Annotated in this window: 22 protein-coding genes and 2 pseudogenes; 12 read left to right on the forward strand and 12 right to left on the reverse strand. The window is 65.4% G+C overall.

Annotated features, from left to right (window positions below; genetic code table 11):
* Window positions 1–51: 51 nt before the first annotated feature.
* Window positions 52–1,221, reverse strand: a complete 1,170-nt coding sequence (locus IPK20_11920; protein ID MBK8017345.1) for an OmpA family protein — start codon at window positions 1,219–1,221, stop codon at window positions 52–54.
* Window positions 1,222–1,378: 157 nt separating this feature from the next.
* Window positions 1,379–3,040 (reverse strand): long-chain fatty acid--CoA ligase, encoded by a 1,662-nt coding sequence (locus IPK20_11925; protein ID MBK8017346.1) that lies wholly within the window; start codon window positions 3,038–3,040, stop codon window positions 1,379–1,381.
* A gap of 208 nt (window positions 3,041–3,248) precedes the next feature.
* Between IPK20_11925 and IPK20_11930 the strand changes: the two genes are divergently transcribed.
* From IPK20_11930 to IPK20_11950, 5 genes and pseudogenes are all read left to right on the forward strand, one after another.
* Entirely contained in the window at window positions 3,249–4,013 is a 765-nt protein-coding gene (locus tag IPK20_11930; protein MBK8017347.1) for an ABC transporter ATP-binding protein, read from the forward strand.
* Between the two features lie 55 nt (window positions 4,014–4,068).
* Window positions 4,069–4,782 (forward strand): ABC transporter ATP-binding protein, encoded by a 714-nt coding sequence (locus IPK20_11935; GenBank protein ID MBK8017348.1) that lies wholly within the window; start codon window positions 4,069–4,071, stop codon window positions 4,780–4,782.
* A gap of 40 nt (window positions 4,783–4,822) precedes the next feature.
* Window positions 4,823–5,692 (forward strand): branched-chain amino acid ABC transporter permease, encoded by an 870-nt coding sequence (locus tag IPK20_11940; GenBank protein ID MBK8017349.1) that lies wholly within the window; start codon window positions 4,823–4,825, stop codon window positions 5,690–5,692.
* Window positions 5,693–6,086: 394 nt separating this feature from the next.
* Window positions 6,087–7,101 (forward strand): annotated as a pseudogene (locus IPK20_11945) (branched-chain amino acid ABC transporter permease).
* A 169-nt stretch (window positions 7,102–7,270) separates the two neighbouring features.
* A complete protein-coding gene (locus IPK20_11950) occupies window positions 7,271–8,317 on the forward strand; it encodes a GGDEF domain-containing protein (GenBank protein MBK8017350.1) in 1,047 nt (348 codons plus the stop codon).
* A 27-nt stretch (window positions 8,318–8,344) separates the two neighbouring features.
* Here IPK20_11950 and IPK20_11955 read toward each other — a convergent pair whose 3' ends face one another.
* From IPK20_11955 to IPK20_11985, 7 genes are all read right to left on the reverse strand, one after another.
* Window positions 8,345–9,214, reverse strand: coding sequence for a DMT family transporter (locus IPK20_11955; protein MBK8017351.1), 870 nt, complete (start codon window positions 9,212–9,214; stop codon window positions 8,345–8,347).
* Window positions 9,211–9,360, reverse strand: coding sequence for a hypothetical protein (locus tag IPK20_11960; GenBank protein ID MBK8017352.1), 150 nt, complete (start codon window positions 9,358–9,360; stop codon window positions 9,211–9,213). Before IPK20_11960 ends, IPK20_11955 begins: the two co-directional genes overlap by 4 nt.
* Before the next feature lie 92 nt (window positions 9,361–9,452).
* Window positions 9,453–11,012 carry a sel1 repeat family protein gene (locus IPK20_11965; GenBank protein ID MBK8017353.1) on the reverse strand — a complete coding sequence of 520 codons (1,560 nt, stop codon included), beginning with the start codon at window positions 11,010–11,012 and terminating at the stop codon, window positions 9,453–9,455.
* 112 nt (window positions 11,013–11,124) lie between these two features.
* Window positions 11,125–11,709, reverse strand: coding sequence for a penicillin-binding protein activator LpoB (gene lpoB / locus IPK20_11970; protein MBK8017354.1), 585 nt, complete (start codon window positions 11,707–11,709; stop codon window positions 11,125–11,127).
* 29 nt (window positions 11,710–11,738) lie between these two features.
* Window positions 11,739–12,176, reverse strand: coding sequence for a DUF1425 domain-containing protein (locus tag IPK20_11975; protein ID MBK8017355.1), 438 nt, complete (start codon window positions 12,174–12,176; stop codon window positions 11,739–11,741).
* Window positions 12,173–13,789 (reverse strand): hypothetical protein, encoded by a 1,617-nt coding sequence (locus tag IPK20_11980; GenBank protein MBK8017356.1) that lies wholly within the window; start codon window positions 13,787–13,789, stop codon window positions 12,173–12,175. The genes IPK20_11975 and IPK20_11980 overlap by 4 nt, the downstream gene beginning before the upstream one ends.
* 152 nt (window positions 13,790–13,941) lie before the next feature.
* Entirely contained in the window at window positions 13,942–14,895 is a 954-nt protein-coding gene (locus IPK20_11985; GenBank protein MBK8017357.1) for a beta-propeller fold lactonase family protein, read from the reverse strand.
* A 378-nt stretch (window positions 14,896–15,273) separates the two neighbouring features.
* Here IPK20_11985 and IPK20_11990 point away from each other — a divergent pair, with 378 nt between their 5' ends.
* From IPK20_11990 to IPK20_12010, 5 genes are all read left to right on the forward strand, one after another.
* Complete coding sequence (locus IPK20_11990; protein MBK8017358.1) at window positions 15,274–16,620, forward strand: PAS domain S-box protein; 1,347 nt, start codon at window positions 15,274–15,276, stop codon at window positions 16,618–16,620.
* Window positions 16,617–17,288, forward strand: coding sequence for a response regulator transcription factor (locus IPK20_11995; GenBank protein ID MBK8017359.1), 672 nt, complete (start codon window positions 16,617–16,619; stop codon window positions 17,286–17,288). The genes IPK20_11990 and IPK20_11995 overlap by 4 nt, the downstream gene beginning before the upstream one ends.
* Before the next feature lie 564 nt (window positions 17,289–17,852).
* Complete coding sequence (locus IPK20_12000; protein MBK8017360.1) at window positions 17,853–20,306, forward strand: TonB-dependent receptor; 2,454 nt, start codon at window positions 17,853–17,855, stop codon at window positions 20,304–20,306.
* 88 nt (window positions 20,307–20,394) lie between these two features.
* Window positions 20,395–21,246, forward strand: coding sequence for a PEPxxWA-CTERM sorting domain-containing protein (locus tag IPK20_12005; GenBank protein ID MBK8017361.1), 852 nt, complete (start codon window positions 20,395–20,397; stop codon window positions 21,244–21,246).
* A 72-nt stretch (window positions 21,247–21,318) separates the two neighbouring features.
* Window positions 21,319–22,038: a response regulator transcription factor gene (locus tag IPK20_12010; protein ID MBK8017362.1), complete on the forward strand. Its 720-nt coding sequence runs from the start codon at window positions 21,319–21,321 to the stop codon at window positions 22,036–22,038.
* Between the two features lie 285 nt (window positions 22,039–22,323).
* Here the strand turns inward: IPK20_12010 and IPK20_12015 are convergent.
* Window positions 22,324–23,063, reverse strand: a pseudogene (locus IPK20_12015) (site-2 protease family protein).
* A gap of 310 nt (window positions 23,064–23,373) precedes the next feature.
* The gene (locus IPK20_12020) at window positions 23,374–23,910 is read right to left on the reverse strand and encodes a tetratricopeptide repeat-containing protein (protein ID MBK8017363.1); all 537 of its coding nucleotides are present in this window, start codon (window positions 23,908–23,910) and stop codon (window positions 23,374–23,376) included.
* 167 nt (window positions 23,911–24,077) lie between these two features.
* Here IPK20_12020 and IPK20_12025 point away from each other — a divergent pair, with 167 nt between their 5' ends.
* Together IPK20_12025 and IPK20_12030 are read left to right on the forward strand one after the other, a co-directional pair.
* Window positions 24,078–24,614, forward strand: a complete 537-nt coding sequence (locus IPK20_12025) for a hypothetical protein (protein ID MBK8017364.1) — start codon at window positions 24,078–24,080, stop codon at window positions 24,612–24,614.
* Between the two features lie 17 nt (window positions 24,615–24,631).
* The gene (locus IPK20_12030; protein ID MBK8017365.1) at window positions 24,632–25,057 is read left to right on the forward strand and encodes a c-type cytochrome; all 426 of its coding nucleotides are present in this window, start codon (window positions 24,632–24,634) and stop codon (window positions 25,055–25,057) included.
* A gap of 6 nt (window positions 25,058–25,063) precedes the next feature.
* Here the strand turns inward: IPK20_12030 and glcF are convergent, their stop codons facing one another.
* Window positions 25,064–26,326 (reverse strand): glycolate oxidase subunit GlcF, encoded by a 1,263-nt coding sequence (gene glcF, locus IPK20_12035; protein ID MBK8017366.1) that lies wholly within the window; start codon window positions 26,324–26,326, stop codon window positions 25,064–25,066.
* Window positions 26,327–26,589: the final 263 nt, after the last annotated feature.

Consider the following 26,589-nt stretch of genomic DNA (forward strand, 5'->3'; position numbering starts at 1 on the left):
AACGGGCATCACCCGGAGGCGATGCCCGTCGTTCGATCGATCGGGACCGGATCAGTTGCCGCCCATCACCTTCAGTTCCACCCGGCGGTTCTTGGCGCGGCCTCCCGCGTTCGCGTTGTCGGCCACCGGAGCATCCGGACCGTAGCCCTTGGCGGTCATGTTCTCGGCCGGCACACCCTTCGACGCGAGATAGGTCGCGACCACTTCGGCACGGCGCTGGGACAGCGCGCGGTTGACCGTCGGCGAACCGGAGGCGTCGGTGTGACCGGAGACCTCCACCTTCGCGCCCGATTGCTTCAGCTGTTCGGCGACGTCGTTCAGCGTGGCCAGCGAATCGCGCGTGAGCTTGGCCGACGAGCTTTCGAACACGACACCCTTCAGCACGATCGACTGGCCGGCTTCCGTCGGCACCGTCACCATGTCCTTCGCGGCGGGCGCGGCGGCCGATTTCCCGGTGTCGTTCTTCGACATGGGCGCTTCCGGCTTCACGGCAGCCTCGCAGCCCGCGCTGTCGACCTTCGCCCCGGACGGGGTGGTGGGGCAGCGGTCCAGAATGTCGGACACTCCGTCGCCATCCGAGTCCACGGCGCAACCGTCGCCGGCCACCTTGATGCCGGTCGGGGTTCCCGCGCAGCGGTCGCGGCTGTCCGGAACGCCGTCGCCGTCGGAATCCATCTCGCAGCCATTGGGCAGCACGATGGAACCGGCGGGTGTGTTCGGACACAGATCGTTCATGTCGGTCACGCCATCGCCGTCGGCATCGGCCGTCGGCACGCAGCCGGTGGAGTCGACGGTGGCGCCCTTGGGCGTCGCTGCGCACTTGTCGGCACTGTCGGCCACACCGTCCATGTCGGTGTCGGCATCGACCGGGCAGCCGGTGTCGATGACCTTCGTGCCAGCTGGCGTGTTGGCACACATGTCGATCTTGTCCGGCACGCCGTCGCCGTCGGCATCGGGCAGCGGCTTCTCCTGCTGGTTGCAGGCCCACCACCCGAGCAGGCCGCCGGCCACGGCGCCGATGGCCATGGCTTCCTTGTTTTCCACTGCACCGACTCCACCTGCCAGCAGCGCGCCAGCCGCCGCGCAGACCGCGGGATTCTTGAACTTGTCGGCCAGGTCACCGTTCTTCATGCTGTCCGGTACGTAGCTGCCCATCTGGGCGCAGCCGGTGGCGAGCACTGCGGCGAGGCCCAGAAGGGCGCTTCGATGTAGCGATCTCACGGTTTTTCTTCCTTGATTCGTATGGAAAGGTGGACCCGCCGGCCCGCGGCGGAAAAGTGCCCTATTGTGAAGCGCCCGGACGGATGCCACAACCACCCGGCCCCACCGCGTTTCCGGCGGGGTTTGACCGGGCCTTCCCTGGCGACGAACCGGGTCGTCAGCCCGGGCCCCACTCGGCTTCCTGGAGCGCGCGCCACTGGACCTTGCCCGTTCCGGACCTTGGCAGGGCGTCGACGAACGCCACCATCCGGGGGATCTTGTACGACGCCATGTGATCCCGCGACCAGGCGATGATCTCGGCTTCGCCCACCGCGCCCCGGAAGTCGTCGCGCAGCACCACGTACGCCTTCACCGTCTCGCCCCGTCGGCTGTCGGGTGCCGCGACGACGCAGGCTTCCTTGATGGCGGGGTGCTTGAACAGCGTGGCCTCCACCTCGGCGGGCCACACCTTGTAGCCGGACGCATTGATCATCCGCTTCAGGCGGTCCGCGATGTAGAAGAATCCGTCCTCGTCGACGCGGCCGAGATCTCCGGTACGCAGGAAGGTGCGTCCGTCGATGTCGATGAACGCAGCGCGCGTGGCGTCGGCATTGCGCCAGTAGCCTTTCATGAGTTGCGGCCCGCGCGACACGATCTCGCCCACTTCGTTGGGACCGACCGGCTTGCCCGTGTCCGGGTCGATCACCATCGACTCGGTGTCGAAGGTGGGAATGCCCAGGCACTGCCGCCGCAGGTCGTTGTGGGGGTTCATGTGCGTCTGGGAGATCGTCTCGGTCATGCCGTAGGCCTCCATGTAGCGGACGCCGCAGCGGTCGTAGAGGTCCTTTGCCACCGCCTCGGGCATCGACGCCCCGCCACCGAAGATGTTGGTCATGGACGAAAGATCGCGTGTGGCCGTGGACGGGTGCGCCAGCAGGTCCACGACCATCGTGGGCACGTTGGCCCAGTGCGTGCAGCGGTACTTCTCGATGAGATAGCCGGCCGCGACGGGATCCCAGCGCGGCAGGAAGACGATCGTGCCGCCGGCGTAGATCGTGGCCCCCATGCTGTGCTGCATTCCGGTCACGTGGAACATGGGTGCGGTGGCGAGCACGACCGAGTCCTGCGTCTTCTGGACCCCCAGCGCGCCGCCGACCAGGGTGCACATCATGGTGCGGTGCGTGTGCATGCAGCCCTTGGGCTTTCCGGTGGTGCCCGAGGTGTAGAGGATGGAAGCGAGATCGTCAGGACCCGCGGCGTGGGGCGCGGGCACCCGGCCGGCAGCGAGCGCATCCGCCCACGCGGTGACGCCCGGCGTGGCGAATTCGCGGCGCGGTTCGCTCACGAACGCGGGGATGTCCATTTCGGTGCGGGGACCTAGCGCATCGGAGTAGGCCGCCACGATGACGTGGTGGACGCGGCCGCCCAGCAGCGGCTCGATGCGGTCGTAGAGTTCCTGGCCGACGATGGCGATCTTCGCTTCGCTGTCGTCGAAGTAATGCTCCAGTTCGTCCGTCACGTTCATCGGCGACACGGGCACGACGACGGCGTCGGCTCGCAGGATGCCGAAGAACGATGCCACGAACTGCGGGCTGTTCTGCATGAAGAGCAGGACCCGGTCGCCGCGCTGCAGACCGCAGTCGTGCTGCAGGTACCCGGCCAGGCGCTCGGTCTGTTCCAGCATCTGCGCATAGCTCAACCGTGCGTCGTAGAAGACCGATGCGCTCTTGTCGGGATAGCGCTGCGCGTTGACCAGGAGGTTGTGCCAGAGACTCGTCTGGGGAACGGTGAGATTGCGGGAGAAAGGCTTGGGCCAGTTCGGGTAGTCGTCGGGAGTCATGATCCGAAGCAAAGGGTGATGCGGCGCGGCAAACGGCAGCCACGGGCCTCGATTGTAGTGCGCACCCAACGCCACACGCGTTCCCGGGGTGGAACGGGCCTTGTCGCGCTGCGTTGCGCGGTCCACATGCGTGTGTCAGTATCGGCGCGCCCCGCATCCGCGGACCTTCTCTGTCGCACTGCAAAACGAAAACGCTGGCGAGGCTCGCGTGGACCCACAACTCACCGTTCGCGACATCACCGTGCGCTTCGGCGGCATCGTCGCACTGGACAACGTGAGTTTCGACGTGGGGCGCGGCCAGATCTGCGGCCTGATCGGTCCGAACGGCGCGGGCAAGACGACGCTGTTCAATTGCCTGTCGCGTCTGTACCGCTTCGAACGCGGCTCGATCCTGTTCGAAGGCATCTCTCTTTCGGGCGTCGCGCGCCATGCGGTGGCCCGGCTGGGCATCGGACGCACCTTCCAGAATCTCGCGCTGTTCCGCTCGCAGAGCGTGCTGCAGAACATCCTGCTGGGCTGCCACGCCGTGAGCCGGGGCGGTTTCCTTGCCAGCGCGTTGCGCTGGCCGGCCGTGGGCCGGGAGGAACGGCGCGTGCATGCCCGGGCGGAGGAACTCGCCCGGCTGATCGGTCTCGATGCGTGCGTCAACGCGCGGGTCGCCGACCTGCCGTTCGGCACGCAGAAGCGCGTGGAGCTTGCGCGCGCGCTGGCCTCCGATCCGAAGCTGCTGCTGCTGGACGAGCCGGCGGCGGGCCTCAACCACGAGGAAGTCGAGGACCTCATGGCGCTCATCCGGCGGCTGCGCGACGATCTGGGCCTCACGGTGCTGCTGGTCGAGCACCACATGAATCTCGTCATGCGGGTGTCGGACAAGGTGGTGGCCCTGGACTTCGGACGCAAGATCGCGGATGGGCTGCCTGCCGACGTGCAGCGGGATCCCGAAGTGATCAAGGCCTATCTGGGGACGGCATGAGTCCGGCTGACGGCACCGGCGGCGATCGTACCGGCACACGGCGCGGGCCCCGCCGATGAGCGCATTGCTGGAAGTCCGCGATCTGCACGCCGGTTATGGGCCGAGCGATGTGCTGCAGGGCGTGAGCTTCGAGGTGGGCGAGGGCGGCATCACGACCATCCTGGGAGCCAACGGCGCGGGCAAGACCACGCTGCTGCGGGCGGTGTGCGGGCTCGTGCGGCGCCGCGGCGAAGTCAGATTCTCCGGTACCGCGATCGGGAAGCGCAGCACGGAAGACATCGTCCGCCTGGGCCTTGCGCACGTGCCGGACGGACGCGGCACGTTCGTCATGCTCACGGCGGAGGAGAACCTTCGAGTGGGTGCCATCACGCGGCGCGACCGGCGGGCGGTGCAGGACGACATGGAGCGCATGTACGGCTACTTCCCGCGGTTGAAGGAACGGCGCGAGCAGCAGGCAGGCACTCTCTCCGGGGGGGAGCAGCAGATGCTGGCGATCGCGCGTGCGCTCATGCTGCGTCCGAAGCTGCTGGTGCTCGACGAGCCGTCCTTCGGGCTGGCACCTCTGGTCGTGCAGGACATCTTCCGCATCATGCGCACGGTGAACCAGGAGGAGAAGGTGAGCATCCTGCTCGTGGAACAGAACGCGAAGCTTGCGCTCGATCTCGCCGATTCCGCCTATCTGCTGGAGACCGGGCGCGTCGTGCAGGGCGGCCCTGCGGCGCAGTTGCGCGACGACGAGACGGTCCGGCGCGCTTACCTCGGCTATTGACACGGCCCATCCCACCAGCCCACGAGCGATCCCGAAACGAATGGAAGCCTTCATCCACCAGGTCCTGTCCGGATTCGCCACCGGCGGCATCTACGCGAGCCTCGCGCTCGCGCTCGTGATGATTTACCAGTCGACACACCACATCAATTTCGCCCAGGGTGAGATGGCGATGTTCTCCACCTATCTCGCGTGGACCTGCGTGCAGGCGGGATTGCCCTACTGGGTAGCGTTCGCCGTGACGCTGGCGGCGTCCTTTCTCATCGGCGTGGTGATCGAGCGGGTCGTCATCCGGCCGGTGGAGCACGCGCCCGTGTTGTCGGTGGTCATCGTATTCATCGCGCTCCTGGTGATCCTCAACAGCACGGCGGGCTGGATCTACTCGTACACGATCAAGACGTTTCCGTCGCCGTTCAGCTGGTCCGGTCTGCAGAATCCCTATCTCGGGCCGCACGAGATCGGCACCGTGGGCGTGACCGTGGCCGTGCTTCTGATCCTGTACTCCTTCTTTCGCTTCACTTCGCTGGGACTTGCCATGCGTGCGGCGGCCCAGAATCCGGTATCCAGCCGGCTCGCAGGCATCAGGGTCGGCTGGATGCTCGCGCTCGGCTGGGGGCTCGCCGCGGCCATCGGCGCCATCGCGGGAATGATGATCGCGCCTGTCGTGTATCTGGATCCCAACATGATGTCCGGCGTCATGCTCTACGCCTTCGCGGCGGCCCTGCTGGGCGGCATCGACAATCCCTTCGGTGCCGTCGTCGGCGGATTCGTGGTGGGAGTGGTCGAGAACATCGCGGGAGCCTATGTCGTCGGGACGGAACTCAAGCTGACGGTAGCGCTGGTGCTGATCATCGGTGTTCTGCTGTTCAGACCGTCGGGGTTGTTCGGAAGGAAGTACGTGACGAGGGTGTAGAGGATCCCGGAGGGGCGAATCGCACGAGGCTCCCCTCGCCCTCAGGGAGAGGGTGAGGGTGGGTGTACCCAGAGGGGGGGTGGCGGCGGTCGGGGGGGAACCCACCCCCATCCTGTCCTTCCCCCTGAAGGGGAAGGGACCTGCTGCGGGTGGAGTGAACGGATGATCCGAGCCGCGCATAGCGCAGGAAACGCCCGTGGTCATCGGGCCGGGGTGGAGATCCGGGGCCCCCGGAAAGTCGCAAGACTTTCTGGGGTGACGTAGAGGGGCGGGGGTGAGGATGGGTTTCAAGCGCAAAGTCACCTTGACCGACAATGGGCACGCACCCGGTGATTGACCAAGTTCGATGATGGAGAGACGGGCGGATGAACACTGAGGCAACGCAAGCGAGGGTGTGGTGACAGCATCTGGTTCCAAACCGCTGTCACCCTGGACCCGGGGCATTCTGCTGGCCGTCTTCCTGGCCGCTGCCTTTGCGCTGCCGTTCTTAATCAGCGACTACCGGACGTTCCAGTTCACCCAGGCCATCGTCTACGCCATCGTGCTGCTGGGGCTCAACATCCTCACCGGCTACAACGGCCAGATCTCGCTGGGCCACGGTGCGTTCTACGCCATCGGCGCCTACGTGGCCGCAATCCTCATGGACCGCTTCGGGGTGCCCTACTGGGCGACGCTGCCGGTCGCCGGGGGGGTCTGCCTGGTATTCGGATTCCTGTTCGGCTTGCCTGCCCTGCGGCTGCAGGGCCATTACCTCGCACTCGCGACCTTCGCCCTGGCGGTCGCCACGCCGCAGGTGCTCAAGTACAAGCGGCTGGAGGAGTGGACCGGCGGCGTCCAGGGGATCGTCATCATGAAACCCGATCCGCCGTTCGGCTGGACGCTCTCCCAGGATCAATGGCTCTACTACTTCACACTGGGCGTGGCGATCGTGCTCTTCGTGCTTGCGTGGAACCTGCTGCGGGGCCGCGCGGGCCGGGCCCTCGTCGCACTGCGGGATCATCCCATTGCGGCCGAGGCCATGGGCGTGAACGGGGCCCTGTTCAAGAGTGCGGCCTTCGGCGTGAGCGCCATGTATACGGGCATCGGCGGAGCGCTCGGCGCGATCGCCATCCAGTTCGTGGCGCCGGACAGCTTCACGGCGTTCCTGTCGATCAGCTTCCTGGTCGGGATCGTCGTCGGTGGCCTGGCGACCCTCTCCGGCGCGATCTATGGCGCGCTGTTCATCCAGTTCGTTCCCAACTTCGCCGATCAGATCTCCAAGGCCGCCCCCTGCGATCTACGGGCTGGTCCTGCTGGTCTTCATCTATCTCATGCCGGGCGGCGTTGCCTGGATGGTGGTCTATCTTCGCCAGCGGCTGGGTGGTGTCAGACGTCCGGCGTCGCAGGCGGGGACGCCGGCCGGCCGGTAGCCGCCCGGCCAGCATGGCAGCCTCGGGGAACGTCCGATCGATCGTCGGCCGGACCTTCCTAAAGTCCGGCGGGACGGAACCGCTAATCCCTCCAGCGGAGTAGGATCTTTCCGCGGCGGCGGCAAAGGACGCCACGACTGGAAGCTTTCGTACCCATTTCGATCAGCACATGCCGAATCTCATCAACTTCGTGGCCGACATGACGGGCCAGCGCGACCGTGACCTCGTCGAGGTGACGGTCGCCGACGTGATGTTCCGGCTGCTCAAGGCCAGGCGCCTGTCCTGGTGGCGTCTGATCGAGCACCCGCAGGGCGCAAGGCTTCGGCTCATGGCCGGACTCACTTCGAACCAGCCGGTCGCCATGTCCGATCCTCATGTGGAGCCGGAGGATTTGCCCCGCGTGGACGAGCACGAAGGCTTCGGCTCCTGCGTGGACGACAACGTGCCCCTGCAACTGAGCGGGGGCGGGGCCAAGGTCACGCTGTTCCCCGTCAACAGCGAACGGGAGGTCGTGGGCGTGGTGGAGGTGGAAACCGATGCCGCTGTCACCGAAGCGCAGCGGGAACTGGTGGACGGCCTGCTGCGAATCCACCGCAATCATCTCGCCCTCCTGGACTACAGCGAGCACGACACCCTCACGGGGCTGCTCAACCGCAAGACCTTCGACGACATCTTTGCGCGCCGCGTGGCGAAGTCGTCCATCGGACCCGAATACGGCAAGGAGATCGAACTCGTCGGGCGCCGGCGAATTCCGCGTCCGGATGAAACGACCTGGATCGCAGTGGTCGACATCGATCACTTCAAACGCATCAACGATCGCTACGGGCATCTCTTCGGCGACGAGGTCCTGCTGCTCATGGCGCGGCTCATGCGCTCCGCCTTCCGGACCAGCGACGTGCTGTTCCGGTTCGGCGGCGAGGAGTTCGTGGTGCTTCTTGCCCTATCGGACGCGGCGGGGGCGGAAACCGCTTTGGAACGCTTCCGCTATCAGGTGGAGGCTTTCGACTTTCCGCAGGTGGGCGACGTCACGGTGAGCATCGGTTTCAGCCGCGCCACGGTACGGGACACGCCCGAGGCGGCGTTCGAGCGCGCCGACGAGGCGCTCTACTACGCCAAGCAGAACGGCAGGAACCAGGTCAGGAGCTACGAAGCGCTGCGCGACCTCGGCGTGATCGCGCCGAAGAAGGTCGAAAGCGGCGAGATCGAACTGTTCTGACGCAGTACCCGAGGTGCCGGTGGGAGATCAACGCCTGCGCGCCTGGTTCGCAATCACGGCGCCCACCACGAGCGCGGCACCCGCAAGCTGCAGTCCCGTCAGGCGTTCGCCCACGGCCAGCCACGAGATCACCGCGACGAACACCGGCTCCATGTTGAGCACGACGGCGGTCTGCATGGGGCCGAGCCGCGGCAGCAGCAGATACAGCCCGACGATTCCCAGCGCGTAGAAGGCGGCAAGTCCCGCAAGTCCCGCCCAGGCGATCTGCTCCGAGGGCCAGCGGACGTTGTCCGTGCCCACGGCGATTCCGCCGATGACGGCGGTGGCCGCCGTGAACATGAGCAGCGTCCGGAAGGGCGCATTGAGCCCGGGGGCGAGCCTGGGCGTGAGCGTGAGCGTCCCGGTGAAGACCACGGCTGCGCCTACCGCGGCCGCCACTCCCCAGGCGTCGACGCCGGCAGGGCTCACGCCCAGCACGAGCAGCAACCCCGAGAAGGCAGCCACCAGAGAAAGTGCCAGCGTGCGAGTGATGCGATGGTCACCCGTGAGTGCCGAAACGAGGGCAGTGAAGAACGGGTAGGTGTAGAAGAGCAGGATGGCCACCGTGACGGGCAGGCGCTTCACTGCCAACTGGATGAGCAGCGTCTGGCCCACCACCCCAAGGGCGAGGACGAACGAGCCGGCGAGGTCTCCGCGGGTGACCGGTGAAAATGCGCGCCGCGACAGAACGAAGAGCAGGACGACCAGACTGGCACAGAACGCCCGCAGGGTCGCGGCGGTGAGCAGGTTGACCCCATGCCCGAAGGCGATCCGCGCGGACACGTGGCCCGAGGCGAGACTGGCGGCACACAGCAGCAGCCCCGCGACCGCGAAACCCCCGCCCGCCGCAGGTTTCATTGCCCGCCGGCTTTGCGGCGTTCCCGCTCGTAGTCCTCGTAGGTGGGCGCCGGCTGGGTCGAACGTTCCATCGGCGTCTGCATCGTGGTGTCGCGCGTGCGCACACCCTCGTACACGTTGCGGGCAGGATCCGCGCATCCGGTCATGACCAGCGCCGCGAGGGTGGCGCCGACAGCCCATGTCCAGGCGCTCGCGGCGCCATGCCTCGGGGAGTCATCTGCGATCCGGGGACGCCTTGTCATTGCCGTGCCAGGAACGCGTCGAAATAGGCCTGCATCTGCGGCCGCATCGCCTTCATCGCGTCCTGCACTTCGAACCCCACGGAATCGATGTAGCGGATGATCGCGCCCTGGACCATGACGCCGTTCACCTTGGCGTACCGGAGTCCCGGGCAGTAGCGGCTGTCGGGGCTGCAAGCCACGAACTGGAATGCTTCCGGGTTGAGCGTGGAGAATTCCAGTTCGTTGTCCTTCTTGGGGATGCGTGGCTGGGCGGCCTTCTGCAATGCCTTCAGCTCCGCTTCCGCGCCCTTGAGGTCGTACTTGAAGCGGCCGGTGTAGGTGTAGTTGAAGAGCGTCGTCTCGCCCATGAACCAGTCCATGAGCGCGAGCTGCGCCTTGCCCGACTTGCTCTCGAAATGCGTGGCGATCGTGTCGGCGGACTCGCCGTCGAAGGTGTTTGCCACGTATTCGCGCCGGATGTCCTTGACCCAGCCGCCGGCGTTGACCCGCGAGAGCCGCGGGATGGTCGTCTCCTGCACGAGGCGTGCTTCCGCCTCGTTCCACTCGGCCACACCCTCCTTCCAGCCGGGGCCGAGATTCTCTTCCTTTCCCCACCCCGCCAGGAGATCGCGCGCCACGCGGATCGACGCCTGCTTCACGATCAGGGCGGCGGCCCCCGTGATAAGGATCTCGTCGTGCGCCTGGGCGACACGTTCGACCGCATCCTGCTTGTTCCGCTCGTCGTCTTCCTTCTCTCCGGCCGACGTCCACGCAACCTGACCCGTCAGCGCGATGGCGACGGCCGCACTCCAGAAAAACTTGTTCATTGCCTGGCTCCTGTATCGGTGCCCCGGCGCATTTCCGCGCCGGGGACGGAATTCCGGGTAGTGCGGTGAGTCACGCTTCGTCCTGCGCGGGTCCGGCCCCGCCGTGCCCGCGGGCGAAGCGCGCGGCGGCGGCCCCCGCGCGGGAGTCGACGAACTCCTGCGCCTGCGATTCGTACTCCTGCCGCAACTGCGGCTGCCGGGCGAGGAGACGTTCCTTGCCATCGACCGCCCGTGCTTGTCCGCGGCGAAGGTCAGCAGGTCGAGCGCCTTGGCAGGATCCGCTGCGGGGACGGTCCCCTGGAGATGCAGCAGTGCGAGGTTCGTCGCGGCCTGCTCGTGCCCCTGCGCAGCCGCTCGTTCGTACAGTTCGACCGCCCGGGAAAGGTCGGCGGGCCCGCCGCGCCCGGCCTGCAGCATGCGCGCAAGATGCATCTGGGCCTCGGCGATCCCCTGCGCCGAGGCGGCCTCATAGCATTGCCGCGCAGCGAGGTCGTTGCGGCTCGTGCCCTGGGCCAGTTCCATCATGTTGCCCAGCGCGAATTGTGCCCATGGGTGGCCTTCGCCGGCGGCGCGCGAATACCAGTGGAACGCCTTGCGAAGGTCCAACTCGACGCCGCCCTTGACCGGGACGTCGTGCAGGCAGGCCAGATCGAACATCGCCTTGACCTCGCCGGCTTCGGCCCGGCTCTCCAGTTGGGCAACGAAGGCGGGATCGATCGTGACCGTCGCGGAAGAAGAAATCTCGTTCATCGCAATGACAATGCTGCCGTCACCGCGTGGACGGTGCATTGAGGCAGCGCAAAAAGGAAGGAAGGCTTGCCGGCCGGTCGCCCTGCGGGCAGGTCCGGCCGGGCTCTGCGGGTCAGCGTTCGGTGGTCTTGCGGATGTCCTTGGTTTCGCTCCACTCCTCGATACCGGTCTGGATGTCGGTAAGGCTCAGGAACAACTGGTAGTAGACGTCCTTGACATCCTTCGTCTCCTTGACGATGGAGGTGATCTCGCCCGACAGGCGGTAGCCGGCACCGACCATCTTGCCCTGCTGGACCGCCTTTTCCTGATCGTAGTACTCGCCCTGCTGGCGCTTCAGTTCCTCGATCTGCTTCTGCATCTCGGCGTTGTCCACCGCAAAGCGCACGCGCCGGCTCTTCTGCAGCGTGGAACGCATGCGGTTGGTGATGGCGCGCGTGTCGATGTACTCGCTGGTCTTGTTCTTGACCTCCTGGATCGTGACGATCGGGAGGTTGTTACTCTCGATCACCGGCGCTTGCAGCATGGACTGGGTCATCTGCTCGGCCAGCATCTGCAGGTCGGTCGAGCCGAACTGGTTGGTGACGGTCTCCACGCTGCCCGCGTCGCCGTAACGGGTCTTGGGTTTTGCGCAGCCTCCCGCCGCCGCGACTGCGACGGCCAGGGCGGCGATCAAGGCGAGTCTTCCGATGCTCTTCATCCCGTGTTCTCCTCGTTTGGCCGCGGGCGTCACTGCTGACCCATCACGATGAACTTGAAGTCGCGCGCCTTGGAATTGGGCGCCACGGTCGTGATCGTCTGCCGGGAGTTGCCGTACAGCAGGACGGGTTTCCAGGATTCCTCGTCGGCGGCGCGCATGCCTTCGGCGTCGGCCCAGCGGAACTTGTAGAGCAGGCGCTCGACGTCGCTCTCGTCGTTGAACACGACAATGTCCACCTTCAGCAGGTCGCCGGTCGTGGTGCAGCGGACTTCCTCGATCTCCACGTCGGGGGCGCTCTTGCCTTCCTTGGCGACCTTGGCCTTCACCAGATCGTCCATGGAACCGATCTTGGCGTCGCCGATGGGGCAGCCGAACGCGAATCCGGGCTTCTCGAATCCCTTCTTGCCGCCGCAACCCGTGGCGACCACGGCGGCGACGAGCAGGACGAAGAGAGGGGCTAGTTTCATTGCGCGGTCCTCCTGGGTGGTGGCAATGGGTGGGGAAACTCGATCACTTCCGTCCGAGCATACAACGGTTGCCCGGACTCGCCGTCGAAGCGGGTGCTCTGTGCGGGCGGCGGCGTCGTGGCGCCTCCCGGGGACGTCGCGGGACTGGCGAACGACTGCCCGCGGAGAAGCCGCACGCTCACCAACGCATGCCGGCCCGTCACGTTCACCTGGAATCCGGCCGTGCCCGATTCGGTCCGGATGTCCACGGCGTGCTGGCCCCGGGGGATCCGGACGCGCGCGATGGACACCTGTTCCGGCAGCATTCGCCAGCCGCGTTCGTCCGCCTGCTCCACGATCACGCCGCCGATCTGCACGGCCAGAAGCGCCAGCGCGGCGCCGAGGCCCCCGTCGTTCTGCTTCCGGTTGCGCTGGGCCATCTGCTGCTGCAACTGATACTGAGCGACAGCCTTGGAGCTTGCACGGATGAACGCCCGCAGCATGATCGACGGCATTTCTTCCTTGAGCGCCCGCCGTGCCACGGCGTCCAGGTCCAGGACGTGCGCCGTGGGAACGCTGCCGTTGCGGTCCACCTGGACATCCGGCGCCTGGTAGGCCATCGGAGGGGGCGGCAGGATCGGGAAGGAGATGGGCATGGTCACGAACGTGCCATAGGCCAGGATGGGGATAGGCAGATTGAAGTTCTGCGAGATCCGGCCCGGGATGGCGCCGGTCTCGATGATCATCAGCATGTCGCAGGTGCCATCGTCCGCGGCGCTCGACCGCTCGTCCAGGCCGGCCAGCGCCTGTTCCAGCAGAGGCTGGCCCGGCTTGAGTTCGATCGCCTTGCGGTAGTCCGGTGCGCTCAGGCCGATCTCGCCCAGTGCCTCGTAGACGAAACCGGCGAGGTAATGGGAGAGCGCATTCTGATAACTGTTGCGCAGCGACAGCGCCTCGGGCGTTTCCAGCGCGTGCACCGGGTAGCCGCCGATCTCCTTGAAGCTGGGGTCCACCCCTCGCCGCTTCGCTTCCTCCTGGACCTTGAGATATTCCTGCGTGCGCAGTTCCGAGATGAAGGCCTCCCGCTCGTGGGTCCGCTTGATCTCCACCCGGGCATTGTCCCAGTCGCCCCGCGCGAGGTGATCCATGGCCATGCGCGTGGTCACCATCACCTTCTCGTAGTCGTGCCCTTCGTAGGTACGGACCCGGTCGTTCAGCAGGTAGCTGGCGACCTGTCCCGTCACCCGGTCGGGATCGAGTCTGGAGGCCTGCTCCCAGGCGATCAGTTCGGCATCCGCGGCCGAGAGCGCGGCAAAGCTCCCTTCGTAGTCGCCCGCCATGCGCTTCAGCTCGCCCAGCTCCATGTGGTAGAGGAGGTCCTTGCCGCCCATCAGGGAATTGTTCTTCTCGACGACCTTGATCGCCCCGGCCACGTCGCCGGAGGCCGCCCGGGACAGCGTCTCGTCCATCTCGGCCCGGTAGCTGCGGAAGGTGCCGCACCCTGCCAGCAGGGATGCGCAGAGCATGGCCGTCAGGAAGCGCGGGAACCGGGGGGCCGCCACGCGGCTGGGATATCGCGTGGAGGCGAAGGATGTCGGGGAATGATCGCGGGTCACCGCGAGAGGGCTGGACATGGCGGCTGGTTGGTGCGCCACACATTCTGACACGAACACGCGGGTGCTCCGCCTGCGGGGTCCACGCAGAAAGTCATGCCAGAACTACCCTGCTCCCGCCAGTTCGAGGGTGGCCGCCGGGCCCACGCCAGGGGCCCGGGGTTTGCGCCCTGTCAGTGGATGACCACGCCCCAGGGGGCTTCGCCGACTGGAACGTCGGCGATCTTCTTGTTGGTTTCGGTATCGATGACCGAGACGGCGTTGGAGCGGCCCGTGGCGACGTACACCTTCTTGCCGTCGGGCGTGATGGCCATGTTCCAGGGGCGCTTGCCGACCGGAATCGTGGCGACGACCGTATTGCTGGACGTATCGATGACCGACACGGTGGCATCCTTGCCATTCGAGACGTACACGCGCTGACCGTTCGGATGCATCACGACGCCGTTGGAGTAGTTTCCGGTGGCGATCTTGGCGATGACCTTGCGTGCCTGCCAGTCGATCGCGAACGTCGTGTTGGCCAGTTCGCATGCGACGTAGAGGCGGGAACCGTCGGGCGTGAAGGCCATGCCCCGCGGCCGGCTGCCGACCTGGATCTGCCCCACCTGGGCGCGCTTCTCCACGTCCACGATGTCCACCTGATCGGCTTCCTCGGCGCTCGCCACGAGCCACTTGCTGTCCGGCGAGAACACCGCATGTTCGGGATTCTTGCCTTTGACCTTGACCGAGAAGCTGCGCGCACCGGACGACGTCTCGATGAAGGCCACGGAGTTGCTCACTTCCACGGCGGCCACCACGTATTTGCCGTCGGGCGAGATGCTCACTCCTTCCGGCGATTCGCCCAGATCGATCGTGCGTTCGATCTTTTCCTGCTCGAGATCCACGACGAGGAGTGCGTTCTTGGGCTGATCGCTCACGTAGATCCGCTTGCCATCGGGGCTGATGGCGATCCCGCGCGGCTTCTGACCGGCGGGAATCGTCCGCACAACCTTGTCCATCGCGGTGTCGATCACGCTCAGCGTGCCGGACTTCTCGTTGGGGACGTAGGCGAAGGGTTCGGCGGAGGCCAGCGTCGTCATGCAGGCAATGCCGGCGCAGAGCCCGGCCCATGCGATTGCGGTTTTCATCATGCTCCTGATCGTTGTCGGGTCGCGGCCTTGGACGCCAGCCGTGCACGTAAAGTTCTTCCTGACGGGCGCGGAGTATCGCACGCATCGCCGGCGATGCCAGCCCGCGCAGGTGTCCCTGGCTGATCATCTCTCAACCCAAACGTCACGCAGATGTCGCTGTTGACGCGGATCAGCGTTCGCGCGCTGCCCCGTTCGCAGAGGCGATGCCGATGCGGCAGCGGACGGCGATCGGGAATGGGGGAATGTCGGGAGCAATTCCCATGGGCATGCTGCGACCGGCGCGTGAAAATGTCAGATCGGTTCCGTTGGCGAATGGGGTCTCTTCGACATATAAGCTATGCCACGGTGCAAAAATGCGCGGGCGCCGCGGAGCTACGGATGACGGATTCGGTTTACTTTGGTGGGGGCACGGAGCAAGGCGAGACGTCTCGCCCGGGTCGGGCCTGGCGCGATTTGGCATTCGTCCTGGCGCTGACGGTGGCCACATTCCTCGTGGCTGGGCTGCTGGAACTCTCCGAGGGTGTGGGCGGCTGGCTCAAGCACTTCGAGAGCTACCAGCTGGACGAAGTGCCCGCGGCGCTCGCAGTGCTGATCGTCGGGCTCACCTGGTCCTCCTGGCGCCGGTCCCGGCAGGTGGCGACGGAGATGGGGTTGCGGTTGAAGGCCCAGGAGAGCCTCAACGAGCAGCGCCAGTATCTGGAAGTGCTGTTCCGCGAGAATCTGTCCGCGAATCTCATTGCCGATCCCCAGGGTCGCATCGGTGTCGCCAATCCCGAACTGGCAAAGCTGTTCGGCCTGCCCGATGCCGAGCAGGCGGTGGGACGCCACCTGGGCGACTTCTACCGGGATCCGGCATTGTGGGAAGAGCACCGGCGGTCTGTCGCCGGGCAGGGGCGGATCGAGCTGAACGACCTCCCCATTCGCCGGGCGGACGGCGCGGAAGCCGTGGTCATCGCCCGGTTGACCGCCCGCCGCGGCCATTCCGGGATGGAATTGCACGCGTTCTTCACGGACGTGACGGCGCTCGAGCAGACGCGGAGGGAGCTCGCGCAGGCACTTGGAGAGAACCGCCTGCTCGCACAGCGTGGAATCGAGATGCTGGAGCACGAGCGGCGCAATATCGCCCGGGAACTCCACGACGAAATGGGGCAGTGGCTCAACGCTCTCAAGGTGGACGCGGTATCGGTCAGGAACCGCACGGACGTTCCGGACGAAGTCCGGGCGGCAGCCCAGTCGATCGTCGAGGTGACGGATCACGTCTACGATGTCGCGCGTTCGCTGATGCGCCAGCTCCGCCCGGTGGCGCTCGACGAACTTGGGCTGGGCCCAGCCATCCAGTATTGTGTGGATCAGTGGCGGCGGCGCCATCCCGCGGTGCAGTGTGACGTATCCATCCAGGGGCTGCCGGACAGCCTGGGTGAGGCCGCCAATATCACCTTGTACCGGTTGGTGCAGGAGGGCCTGACCAACGTGACGAGACACGCAGGCGCGCAGTCCGTGCGCATCGAACTCGAAATGGATGATCGCGAGGGCGGCCTGCGAGCCAGCATCGCGGACGATGGGGTGGGCATGGAGGCGACGGGTCCGCGTAGCGGTCTGGGTCTGGTGGGCCTTCGGGAGCGCATCGAAATGCTCGGTGGCCGTTTCTGGGTCGAGAGCGAGGCCGGCAAGGGAACGGCTGTGCGGGCGCTGCTGCCCGCGCAGCCCACGGGAGCAACGACATGACGGACAAGACGACGGTTCTGCTGGTCGACGACCACGCGGTGGTTCTGGAAGGTTACCGGCGGCTGCTGGAACGCACGCCCGATATCGCGGTCGTTGCGGAGGCGTCCAACGGAGACGACGCCTATCGCAGGTTCGTGGAGTTGTCGCCGGATGTCGTGGTGATGGACATCACGCTGCCCGGAATCGGCGGCATTGAGGTTGCGCGCCGCATGCTGGCGCGTCGTCCCGACGCAAGGATCGTCATGTTCAGCATGCATGAGGACGTCGTGTTCTCCTCCCGGGCGCTGCAGACAGGTGCGCGGGGTTACGTCACCAAGTCCAGCGCGCCGGATGTTCTGGTCGAAGCAGTGCGACTGGTGGCTGCCGGAAAGCTTTACATCAGCCACGACATGGCTCAGGAGCTTGCCGTGCAGATGCTTCCGGGAAACGAGAACCCGCTGCAGGCCCTGTCGCCCCGCGAATTCGAGGTGTTCCGTCTGCTGGTGGGCGGGCACTCCGTGGGAGAGATCGCCAAGATCCTGTCCCTGTCCTACAAGACCGTCGCCAACCATCAATGGAACATCCGGCAGAAGCTGGACGTTTCCAACACCGCACAGGTGGTGCGCATGGCCATGACCCACGGCGTGATCGACGCCAACCCCGAAGCCACGGTGTTGGCAGACAAATAGCGGCATGTGCTCGCGGGAAAATCTCCCGACCCCCTTATCAATGCGGACGGGACCTTCTACACTCCAGGGGCATTCCCGGCGCTGCGAAGGCCGGGAGCGCCTCCCATTGTCCTTGGGAAAAACTCCCTAACGGTTTGTCCGGGCGGGCTCCTACCCTTGCAGTTCGTCATGATGGCGAAGGAGCCTTCGGGAGACCTGTCCGAAAAGGCTGCGCGCCATCGCAATCGGTAAGTGAGGCGCCATTGTGCGTACGGCCGGTTCGACCGATACAACGATAACGAGAGATGTCGCGCAATGGTGCTGTGGTCCGTCCAGACGAAGGGAAGATCGTCCGGACTTTCCGATACGAGTCTGCCTGGAGGCAGGCGGGTCGCCGCGATTTTCGGATGGGTGGGGTTGACGTGGGCAATCGCATCGTATGGCCAGACCGCGGGTACTTCGGCGGGTGCTGCTTCAAGTCCGACGACGGGCGGGGGAGGCGGTCAAATCGTCGCGCCCACCGTCCGCGTCACTGCGCCGAAGATCGTCACGCCCATCCCGGGTGTGACCATCCAGCGCGAGCAGATGACCACCAACGTGCAGAGCGCGACGGCGAAGGATCTGGACAACGCCAAGGCCGTGAGCATCACCGACTTCATGAACAGCACCATGCAGTCGGTCAATGTCAACGACTACCAGGGCAACCCCTTCCAGCAGGATCTTGTCTTCCGCGGTTTCGCCGCTTCGCCGCTCATCGGCACCCCGCAGGGCTTGTCGGTCTACGTCGACGGAGTGCGGGTCAATGAGCCCTTCGGCGAAGTCGTCAACTGGGATCTCATCCCGGTGAATGCCATCCAGCGCATGGATCTCATGCCGGGTTCGGACCCGCTGTTCGGGCTGAACACGCTGGGGGGCGCGCTGGCGATCACCACCAAGTCCGGTTTCACGTTTCCCAAGGTGGAGGGCACGGTCACCGGGGGCAGCTGGGGGCGTCGGCAGGCGAAGGTGTCGGCCGGCGCCAACAACGGGACGCTCGGAGGTTTCGTCGCGCTGAACTACTTCGATGAGGACGGATGGCGCAAGAACTCGCCGTCGTCGGTTCGCCAAGCCTATGGGCGTCTCGATGTGCAAGGCGTTCTGGGGTCGGCCACGCTGTCCGCGATGCACGCCAACAACACGCTCGTCGGCAACGGCCTGGTGCCCTACGAGCAGTGGAAACAGGATCCGACCTCGGTGTTCACCTCTCCCGACGAGACGAGCAATCGGGTCAATCACATCAATGGGAACGTGAGGCTCAATTTCACGGAGACCATCAGCGTTGCCGCGCAGACGTACTACCGCAAGCTCAATCAGAACTCGATCGGCGGCGACGTCTGGGAGGATTTCCGCGCGGCGGCAGCGCGCCTGCGGCTGGACTGCAACAACGGCATTCCCAGCGCAACCGCCGACGGCGCTATCGGCGTGGACTTGCCCGGATGCCCGAATCTGCAACCCAACGGCGTGTTCAATCTTGGACACTCCAACCAGACCGCCAACGGCGTGTCGTGGCAGCTCAACACCCTCACCGAGACCAATCAATTCGTATTGGGTGCGGCGCTGGACATGAACCGTGTGGATTTCCGCCAGGGCCAGCAACTCGGTTTCATCGATGACGACCGGAATGTGGTGCTGCGGGGCGACCGCTACGACGATCTGTTTCTCGTTCCGCTGATCTCCGAGATCCAGCGGAACAACCTGACCGGCGGCACCAACACATCAAGCCTGTTCGTGAAGGACATCTGGTCTGTCAGACCGAACCTGCACTTGAACGCGGGTCTCCGGTATACGCGCTCCCGTGTCACCAACGAGTTGATTGCCGACCGGCCCATTCCTCTCTATCCGTTCGACGAACTCCTGTTCCGCAGGCTGGCTCCCCGTTGCGGTGCAGAGCGTGGCGATGCGCTGGCGCGGTTCTATTGCAGCAAGGGCGATTTCACATACGAGAGCCTGAACCCGTCCTTCGGCATTTCGTGGCTGCCGCGGGAGACGTTGAATCTGTATGTGAACTGGAGCAAGGGGTCGCGCGTGCCCAGCACCATCGAACTGGGGTGCGCGCGCGACCGCGAAGCGGAGCGTCTCGCCGGTGGCGGGCGAAATACCGGGCGCACGCCGGGTTGTTCGGTGCCGACCGCACTGACGAGCGACCCCTATCTGCCGCAAGTCATCTCCTATACGTCCGAAATCGGTGTGCGCGGCGCGGTGATGGACGGGATCTCCTGGAACGCCTCGCTGTATCAGACGAACCTGGCGAACGACATCATGTTCGTTTCGCTGGGTTCGCGGAATCGAGGGGTGTTCGACACCTTCGGCAAGACCCGTCGCCGCGGCCTGGAACTGGGTTTGGAAGGCGGTCTGGGGCGGCACTCGTTCCGCGCGTCCTACTCGCGGATCGATGCCACGTTCGAAAGCCCGGCGGAAGTCGTGAACCTCTCCAACAGCACCTCGACGACGATCGTCGGGCGCGTGAACACCTTTCGCATCGAGCCGGGAGACCGGATTCCCGGCATTCCGCAGAATGCACTGCGGCTCGCGTGGAACTACGAGTTCACCGACCGCTGGGACCTGGGGCTGGCGATGATCGCGCACTCCTGGTCGTACGTACGCGGCAACGAGAACAACGACCACGTGCCGGAAGGGACGGATTCCAATGGAGCCCCCACGCTCGGCACGAACGACCCGTCGATCACCGTGGAACCGGGCCGGAGGTACGTCGGGGAAGGCAAGATTCCCGGCTACGCCATCGTCAACCTGACCACGAGCTATCGGATCAACAAGCAGTTGAGCATCGGGTTGCGTCTGGACAATCTGTTCGACCGCAATTACGTCACGGCCGGTGGACTCGCGCTCAATCCGTTCTCGCCTTCCGTATGGGGCATGCGAGATGCCGCAGGGTTCAACTACAACTCGAACGACTGGACGCATTCCACTTTCGTTGGCCCCGGCGCGCCGCGCGCGCTGTGGCTTTCCATGACCTTCGTTTTCGATACGGGAGGCCGCTGAGCATGAACCCCTCCGCTTTCTGCCGTTTCGTTGTGCGCAGTACCGCTCCGGGTCCGCACGACCGGGCAATTCTTGAATGGAGACCTCTATGAAACTGAAACACCTCACCGCGGCTGTGGCGCTGGGCTTGGTTGCCGCGCCCGCGCTCGCTGGCGATTTCACCACCCTGCCGACGACGGGGGCGCTGCAGGCTGGCGCCAACAATCCTAACGTCGACCGCTTCTATCTCGATGCCACGTCGATCACCTGGCTCGTCGCAGACGAAGTGCCTTCCATCATCAACTACAACGCCATCGCGACCGCTGGTGGGTTGCCACGGGCAGTGACTGGCTCGGGAACGTTGACGCTCCTGGACCATCGCGTCACCGAAGACATGGAACTGCCTGGTGAAATCCCTGGCGACTTCGACGAGATCGGCCATCTGTACGACTTCGTCTTCCGCGATTCACGCGACAACATGCTGGTGTTCGGTACGCGCGTGCGGCTCGGCGTGGAACCCGATCAATCGCAGGACTCCGAACTCAACTTCCTCTATCGTTATGGGTTCGAGGAAGGAGCCACGACCTTCGACGTCTCTGCGGCATGGCTGTTCACTGGCGACTTCGACCTGCGCATGTACAACGCCGGTCGCACGGACTCGGCCAGCCTGACCGGCGCAACGCCTTACGATGCCAACACCGTCCGCATGCAGTCCGACGTGAACCTTTCGGAAGGCAACCCATACAGCGGACTGTTCCTGCTCAAGACAAACGCGCAGTACTACACGCTGGGCGATACCGCCATCGGTGTCTTCCAGGCGGGCGAAGAAGGCCAGCCTCGCGTAGGTGCGGATTTCGCCGGCTTCATCCCCACGGCCGTGCCCGAGCCCTCCACCTACGCCATGCTTCTGGGTGGGCTGGGTCTGCTGGGTGCAATGGCTCGCCGCCGTCGCAACGCCTGATTCGCGCATCCGCGTGCATCGAACGACGCCGGCACCTCTTCGGGGTGCCGGCGTTCTTGATTCTCCAATCAGATGACCAACCGCGACAAGAAGCAGGGCGCAGGGCCAATATCCGTGGTGCTCGTCGACGATCATTCGGTCGTGCGGGAGGGCTACCGGCGCCTCATCGAGGCCACAGCCGATCTATCGGTGATCGGCGAGGCAGCCACCGGGGAAGAGGCCTATCGGCTGTATGGGGAACTGCATCCCGATGTGGTGGTCATGGATCTCAGCCTGCCGGGCATCGGCGGCATCGAGGCGGTCAGACGCATCGTCGCCCGGGACGCCCAGGCGCGGGTCCTCGTTTTCAGCATGCACGACGACGCGGTGTTCTCTTCCCGCGCACTCAAGGCGGGTGCCAAGGGGTATGTCACCAAGGCGGCGGCGCCCGACGTTCTGATCGACGCTATTCGGGCGGTCGGGGCGGGCAGGTTGTACCTGAGCCAGGACATCGCCCAGGAGCTTGCGGTCCTGTCGCTGCCGGGGCGCAACAATCCTGTTCAGGCGCTCTCGGCGCGGGAGTTCGAAGTGTTCCGGATGCTGGTCGAGGGGCACTCGGTGGCCGAAATCGCGCGGGTCCTGTCGCTTTCCCAGAAGACGGTGGCGAACTATCAGTCCGCGCTTCGCCAGAAACTGGATGTCTCCAACACCACTCAGGCTGTCCGGTTGGCCATGGCGCATGGCCTGTTTCCCGCCGTGATCGAAGCCGGCAAGTCCCAGGCCGGTGCGACCGGGAATGATTCCTGGGAGTGATCGGGTGAGATGCGCCTGTGGCGGTTCGGTGCCGCGGCGTAAATTCCAGTCCGTTGCGATTGTGCTGGCAGCCGCGTACACCGACCGGCGGCCTCGCAAGCGACGAAGTACTTCTTGACTTCCTCTCGATATCCCGCCGGGGCGCGTCCCCGGCGTTTTTTTTGGCGCGAAGACCCGATCTACCGGCGCGAATCGCCCGGGCCTGAACCGAGCCGCGACGAGGACGCGCGGTGACAGCTCGAGAGAGTTCGTCGATCCCGGTCCTCGGCTGGCTGACCATCCCCTCTAGAGCGACTCTTCCGTTGCGGAAGGTCTCGCGGACTGCAGCATGTCGTGGACTTCCCCGTCATCACGGCGAGATAGCACGCGAGCGCCAGGTAGGTCACCCCGTAGAGGATGCGTGTTCTTGTGGGCACGTCGTAGTACACGGCGTTGGCAGGGTCCCGCCGGTCGAACTTGACCGCTTTCCAGACGTGAGGCGCAGCCAGCAGAGCGACGAGCAGCAGCATGGGACTGGGGCGCCAGACGAACAGTGCGACGAGGATCGGCACGCCCAGCAGCCACACTCGCGGCGAGACGATGGAGGTGATCCGCCCGCCGTCGAAGGGCGCCAGCGGAATGAGATTGAACAGGTTGATGAAGAAGCCCGCATAGGAAAGCGCCAGCAGCAGATCGCTGTGCCAGGAGCGGGCAAGCACGTAACAGGCGATGGAGACAAGCGTGCCGGCGACCGGACCCGCCAGGGCGACGTAGGCCTCGGTCTCCACATCGTGGGGAAGTGTCTTGAGCTGCACCCAGGCACCCACGAACGGGATGAACGTCGGCGCGCCGACAGCGAGTCCCCGCTGCCGCGCGGCCATGAAATGTCCCATTTCGTGCACGAATATGAGGCCCACGAGCCCGACGGCGTACCACACGCCGAATACGAGCGTGTAGGCGAACACGGAGATGATCATCGTCAGCCCGGTGATCGCCACCTTGCCCAGCTTGCCGGCGGAGAAGAGCAGGACGAGCAGCTTCAGCATGGGCGGAAGTCCTCGTGCTTCGGGAGGGGCCGGAGGAGCCCCCGAAGCGCGCGGCACGACCGCCAAGCAACGCTGCGGCAAGGAGTCTTCCGCGGGATCTCCATCAGGCTGTCCCGCTGCCCGGGCCGGGAACGGGACACCCCATGCTCTACTCTGGATCGCTGCTTTCCGACGGCCACAACGTCGACGCGTCTCACCGCCACGGGCAGGCGCTGCAACGGAACGGGGATCCCGCCAGGGACCCGCCGTTTTCCGGCCCGATGCTTCATGTCCACCTCCTGCACGCGGGTGGACCGCCGGCCGCTCGCCGCTACTGCGGCAGTCCGGCGGAATCCAGCCCGAGCTGTTGCAAACGCTCGAAGTACACGGCCGAAAGGGCGCGCGCGTCCTTCCCTTCTTCGGCAGACAATGCGCCCCAGCCACTGGCAGACCGTCGGAGTGCCACCGCGCCCTCCTGCCAGCGGTTCATGGCCGCATAGCAACGGGCAAGCTCCAGATCCCGTCTGGCATGGGCCCCGTCCGTCGTCTGCGGGGTGTTCCGCGCCAGGGATCCAGACTGCTCCAGGGCTCGCGCCGCTTCCGCAAAACGGGCCTGTTGCCGGTAGAACCGTCCCAGGTTGTACAGCGCCTCTGCCTGCGTTGCGGAATCGAGCGATTTCGAACGTTCCACGGCTGACAGGTAGTACCCCTCGGCATCAGTGGCGCGCTGAGTCGTTGCGGCGGTCTCGCCTTCTTTCGTGTACTTCTCGACCACTCCCTTCCGGGAAGAACAGCCCACGCTAACCAACAGCGCCGAGCAGAACAATACGAATGTGACTTTTGTCACATCTTTTGCGTCGATGAACATGGTTTTCTGCCCACGAAAGGCGCCTGACGAGGGGATGGATCAGTTTACGCCCCGTCGCGTGGACATACCCGGGCTAGAATCGACCGGGTAGACATCGGCGAGGCGCGCCCGCCGGTTTCCGGATTGCCGGCCTGCCAGAACGGCGCCTTCCCAGGGATGGACCCGACTTGAAACTGGAACGTATCCGCATCGAATTCGACCCGGAACAGGACCGCCTCCTGATGCTGGTGCTCATCGATGGCGCCGCGGAGGTTCGCCTGTGGCTGACTCGCCGTTGCGTCAAGCGCTTCTGGATGGCCATGGTCCGCATGGCGGAGATCAAGCCCGAGATCCAGCTCCAGTCCAATCCGGAGGCACGAACCGCCGTCCTGCACTTCGAACACGAAAAGGCGCTGCGTGAGGTGAAGTTCTCGCGCTCGGAACCGGAGCCTCCCCAGGCGCCACCGCGGGTTCAACCCTTGGGGCCCGAACCCTTGCTCGTCACGAGAATCCAGGCTCGGCGAGAGGCCGACGGCCGCAGCCTGATCGCCCTGCTGCCGTCGCAAGGCCAGGGAGCGCATCTGACATTGAGCGAGAATCTTCTCCATGGCCTGATGAAGCTGGTGCAGCAGGCCGTGCTGAAGGCCGAGTGGGACATGGCGCTGGAGTTGCCCAGTGCGCCCGCGCTGGCCGATGATGGTCAAACGGAAAGAGTCCTGAACTGAAACGGCGGAGGTGGGTGATGGCGATTCTTCTCGAAGGAACCGCGTTCCAGCGGTTCGTTCGCATGTTCGTGGCAGCGGTCGTGTTCGGTCTTGGTCTGGCCGCGGGAAGCAGTTGCGCCGTTGCGGACGATGCAGCGGAGGTGAACGATCTGGCGGTGCCCATGGAAGACGCCGCGGCCATCGAACTGGGCAAGACCCGATTCGGCCAGAAGTGCAGCGGCTTCTGCCACGGCAGTGGCGGCAAGGGCGGCAGGGGTCCGTGCCTCATCTGCGGCAAGTTCAAGCGTGGCGGAAAGAATTCGGATCTCTACCGCAACATCGCGGAAGGGGTGAAGGGCACGGCCATGGGCGCCTTCGGGGAGGCGCTGCCCATGGAGGAAATCGTGGCGGTGATCGCCTATCTGCGTACCGAACAGAAGAAGAAGGAAGCCGCGGAACAGTAGTCCCGGTCAGCGCAGAACGTCGTCGATCCACTGGATCCAGTGCCGGACCGGCAAGCCGGTCCCGCTCTGGATGTGTGTCTGACAGCCGATATTCGCCGTGGCGACGCCGGCTGGAGCACCTCCTTCCAACGCCTTCACCTTGTTGTCCAGCAGCCGCCGGGACAGTTCCGGTTGGAGCAGCGAGTAGGTACCCGCCGAGCCGCAACACAGATGGGAATCGGGGACGGGCGTGAGTTCGAACCCCGCCGCGACGAGCAAGGACTCGGCGAGACCGCGGATCTGCTGGCCGTGCTGGAGTGAACAGGGTGGGTGGTAGGCAAGCGTGCGCCGGGGCTTTCCCGCAGCCGCTTTCTCGAGCAAGGGCAGAAGGGCGGACTTCTCCGCAGCGAGCACCTCGCTCAGATCGCGGGTGGCGGTCGAGACGCGCTCCCCGGTCTTCGCATGCGTCGGATCGTGAGCCAGGTAGTGCGCGTACTCCTTGACGGTGGATCCGCAGCCGCTGGCCGTCATGACGACTGCCTCCACCCCGGATTCCAGCAGCGGCGTCCACGCATCCACGTTGCGCCGCATGTGCGCGCGGCCTTCCTCCTGCTTGTTGAGGTGGAACGCAACGGCGCCGCAGCAGCCCGCTCGATCCGCCTTCACCAGCGAAATTCCGATGCGGTCCAGCACCCGGGCGGCGGCGGCATTGATGTCCGGGGCGAGCGACGGCTGAACGCATCCTTCCAGCACCACCATGCGGCGTGAGTGGCGTGCCGAAGGCCAGGGTCCTGCCGAGGCGGCCGGAGGGATCTTCTTGCGCAGGGTCTCCGGAACCAGAGCGCTGAACGTTCGTCCCAGCGCGAGCGCCGGAGCGAAGACGGGCGCGCTGGAAAAGACGGTCGCCATCGCCTTGCGCTTGATCGACTCCCCGGCCGGCCTCCCGACCTGCTCTTCCACCACGCGGCGGCCGATGTCCACGAGCTTGCCGTACTCCACGCCTGACGGACAGGTCGTTTCACAGGAACGGCAGGTAAGACACCGGTCCAGGTGAAGCTGAGTCTTCTCGGTGGCCGGTGTGCCTTCGAGGACCTGCTTGATGAGATAGATCCGTCCGCGAGGTCCGTCCAGCTCGTCGCCCAGCAGCTGGTAGGTGGGACAGGTCGCGGTACAGAAGCCGCAGTGCACGCAGCGGCGCAGGATCGCTTCGGCCTCCACGCCTTCGGCGGTGTCCTTGATGAAGTCGGCGAGATGGGTTTCATGATGGCTATTTCGACAAAGTGTACGCATCGCTGCCGCGATGCACGTGCACTTTGTCGAGCAAGAGTTGAGCTTGAGGCGCCGGCGCTCGTTTCGATTGCGAAAGGCAACGCGGCATCGCTTGCGCGATGCCGGACCGCTTCGCCGATAGCCCGCTTCCGCGGCAGGCTTGAGGCGGCTCGGCGCCTGCCGCGAATCAAGAGCTACGAAGGCATCGCTGTCGCGATGCACGTGCACTTTGTCGAGCAAGAGACTGCGAAACGAGCTCGAGGCGGCTCGGCGCCCGTTTCGAC

It is taken from the genome of Betaproteobacteria bacterium (genome assembly GCA_016713305.1).
Classification (GTDB): Bacteria; Pseudomonadota; Gammaproteobacteria; order Burkholderiales.

Coding starts and splice junctions, on each gene's coding strand:
- IPK20_11925 (MBK8017346.1), bottom strand. CDS start 3,040: ATGACTCCCGACGACTACCCGAACTGGCCCAAGCCTTTCTCCCGCAAT.
- IPK20_11935 (MBK8017348.1), top strand. CDS start 4,069: ATGAGCGCATTGCTGGAAGTCCGCGATCTGCACGCCGGTTATGGGCCG.
- IPK20_11940 (MBK8017349.1), top strand. CDS start 4,823: ATGGAAGCCTTCATCCACCAGGTCCTGTCCGGATTCGCCACCGGCGGC.
- IPK20_11950 (MBK8017350.1), top strand. CDS start 7,271: ATGCCGAATCTCATCAACTTCGTGGCCGACATGACGGGCCAGCGCGAC.
- IPK20_11955 (MBK8017351.1), bottom strand. CDS start 9,214: ATGAAACCTGCGGCGGGCGGGGGTTTCGCGGTCGCGGGGCTGCTGCTG.
- IPK20_11960 (MBK8017352.1), bottom strand. CDS start 9,360: ATGACCGGATGCGCGGATCCTGCCCGCAACGTGTACGAGGGTGTGCGC.
- IPK20_11965 (MBK8017353.1), bottom strand. CDS start 11,012: ATGAACGAGATTTCTTCTTCCGCGACGGTCACGATCGATCCCGCCTTC.
- lpoB (MBK8017354.1), bottom strand. CDS start 11,709: ATGAAGAGCATCGGAAGACTCGCCTTGATCGCCGCCCTGGCCGTCGCA.
- IPK20_11975 (MBK8017355.1), bottom strand. CDS start 12,176: ATGAAACTAGCCCCTCTCTTCGTCCTGCTCGTCGCCGCCGTGGTCGCC.
- IPK20_11980 (MBK8017356.1), bottom strand. CDS start 13,789: ATGTCCAGCCCTCTCGCGGTGACCCGCGATCATTCCCCGACATCCTTC.
- IPK20_11985 (MBK8017357.1), bottom strand. CDS start 14,895: ATGATGAAAACCGCAATCGCATGGGCCGGGCTCTGCGCCGGCATTGCC.
- IPK20_11990 (MBK8017358.1), top strand. CDS start 15,274: ATGACGGATTCGGTTTACTTTGGTGGGGGCACGGAGCAAGGCGAGACG.
- IPK20_11995 (MBK8017359.1), top strand. CDS start 16,617: ATGACGGACAAGACGACGGTTCTGCTGGTCGACGACCACGCGGTGGTT.
- IPK20_12000 (MBK8017360.1), top strand. CDS start 17,853: ATGACCACCAACGTGCAGAGCGCGACGGCGAAGGATCTGGACAACGCC.
- IPK20_12005 (MBK8017361.1), top strand. CDS start 20,395: ATGAAACTGAAACACCTCACCGCGGCTGTGGCGCTGGGCTTGGTTGCC.
- IPK20_12010 (MBK8017362.1), top strand. CDS start 21,319: ATGACCAACCGCGACAAGAAGCAGGGCGCAGGGCCAATATCCGTGGTG.
- IPK20_12020 (MBK8017363.1), bottom strand. CDS start 23,910: ATGTTCATCGACGCAAAAGATGTGACAAAAGTCACATTCGTATTGTTC.
- IPK20_12030 (MBK8017365.1), top strand. CDS start 24,632: ATGGCGATTCTTCTCGAAGGAACCGCGTTCCAGCGGTTCGTTCGCATG.
- glcF (MBK8017366.1), bottom strand. CDS start 26,326: ATGCGTACACTTTGTCGAAATAGCCATCATGAAACCCATCTCGCCGAC.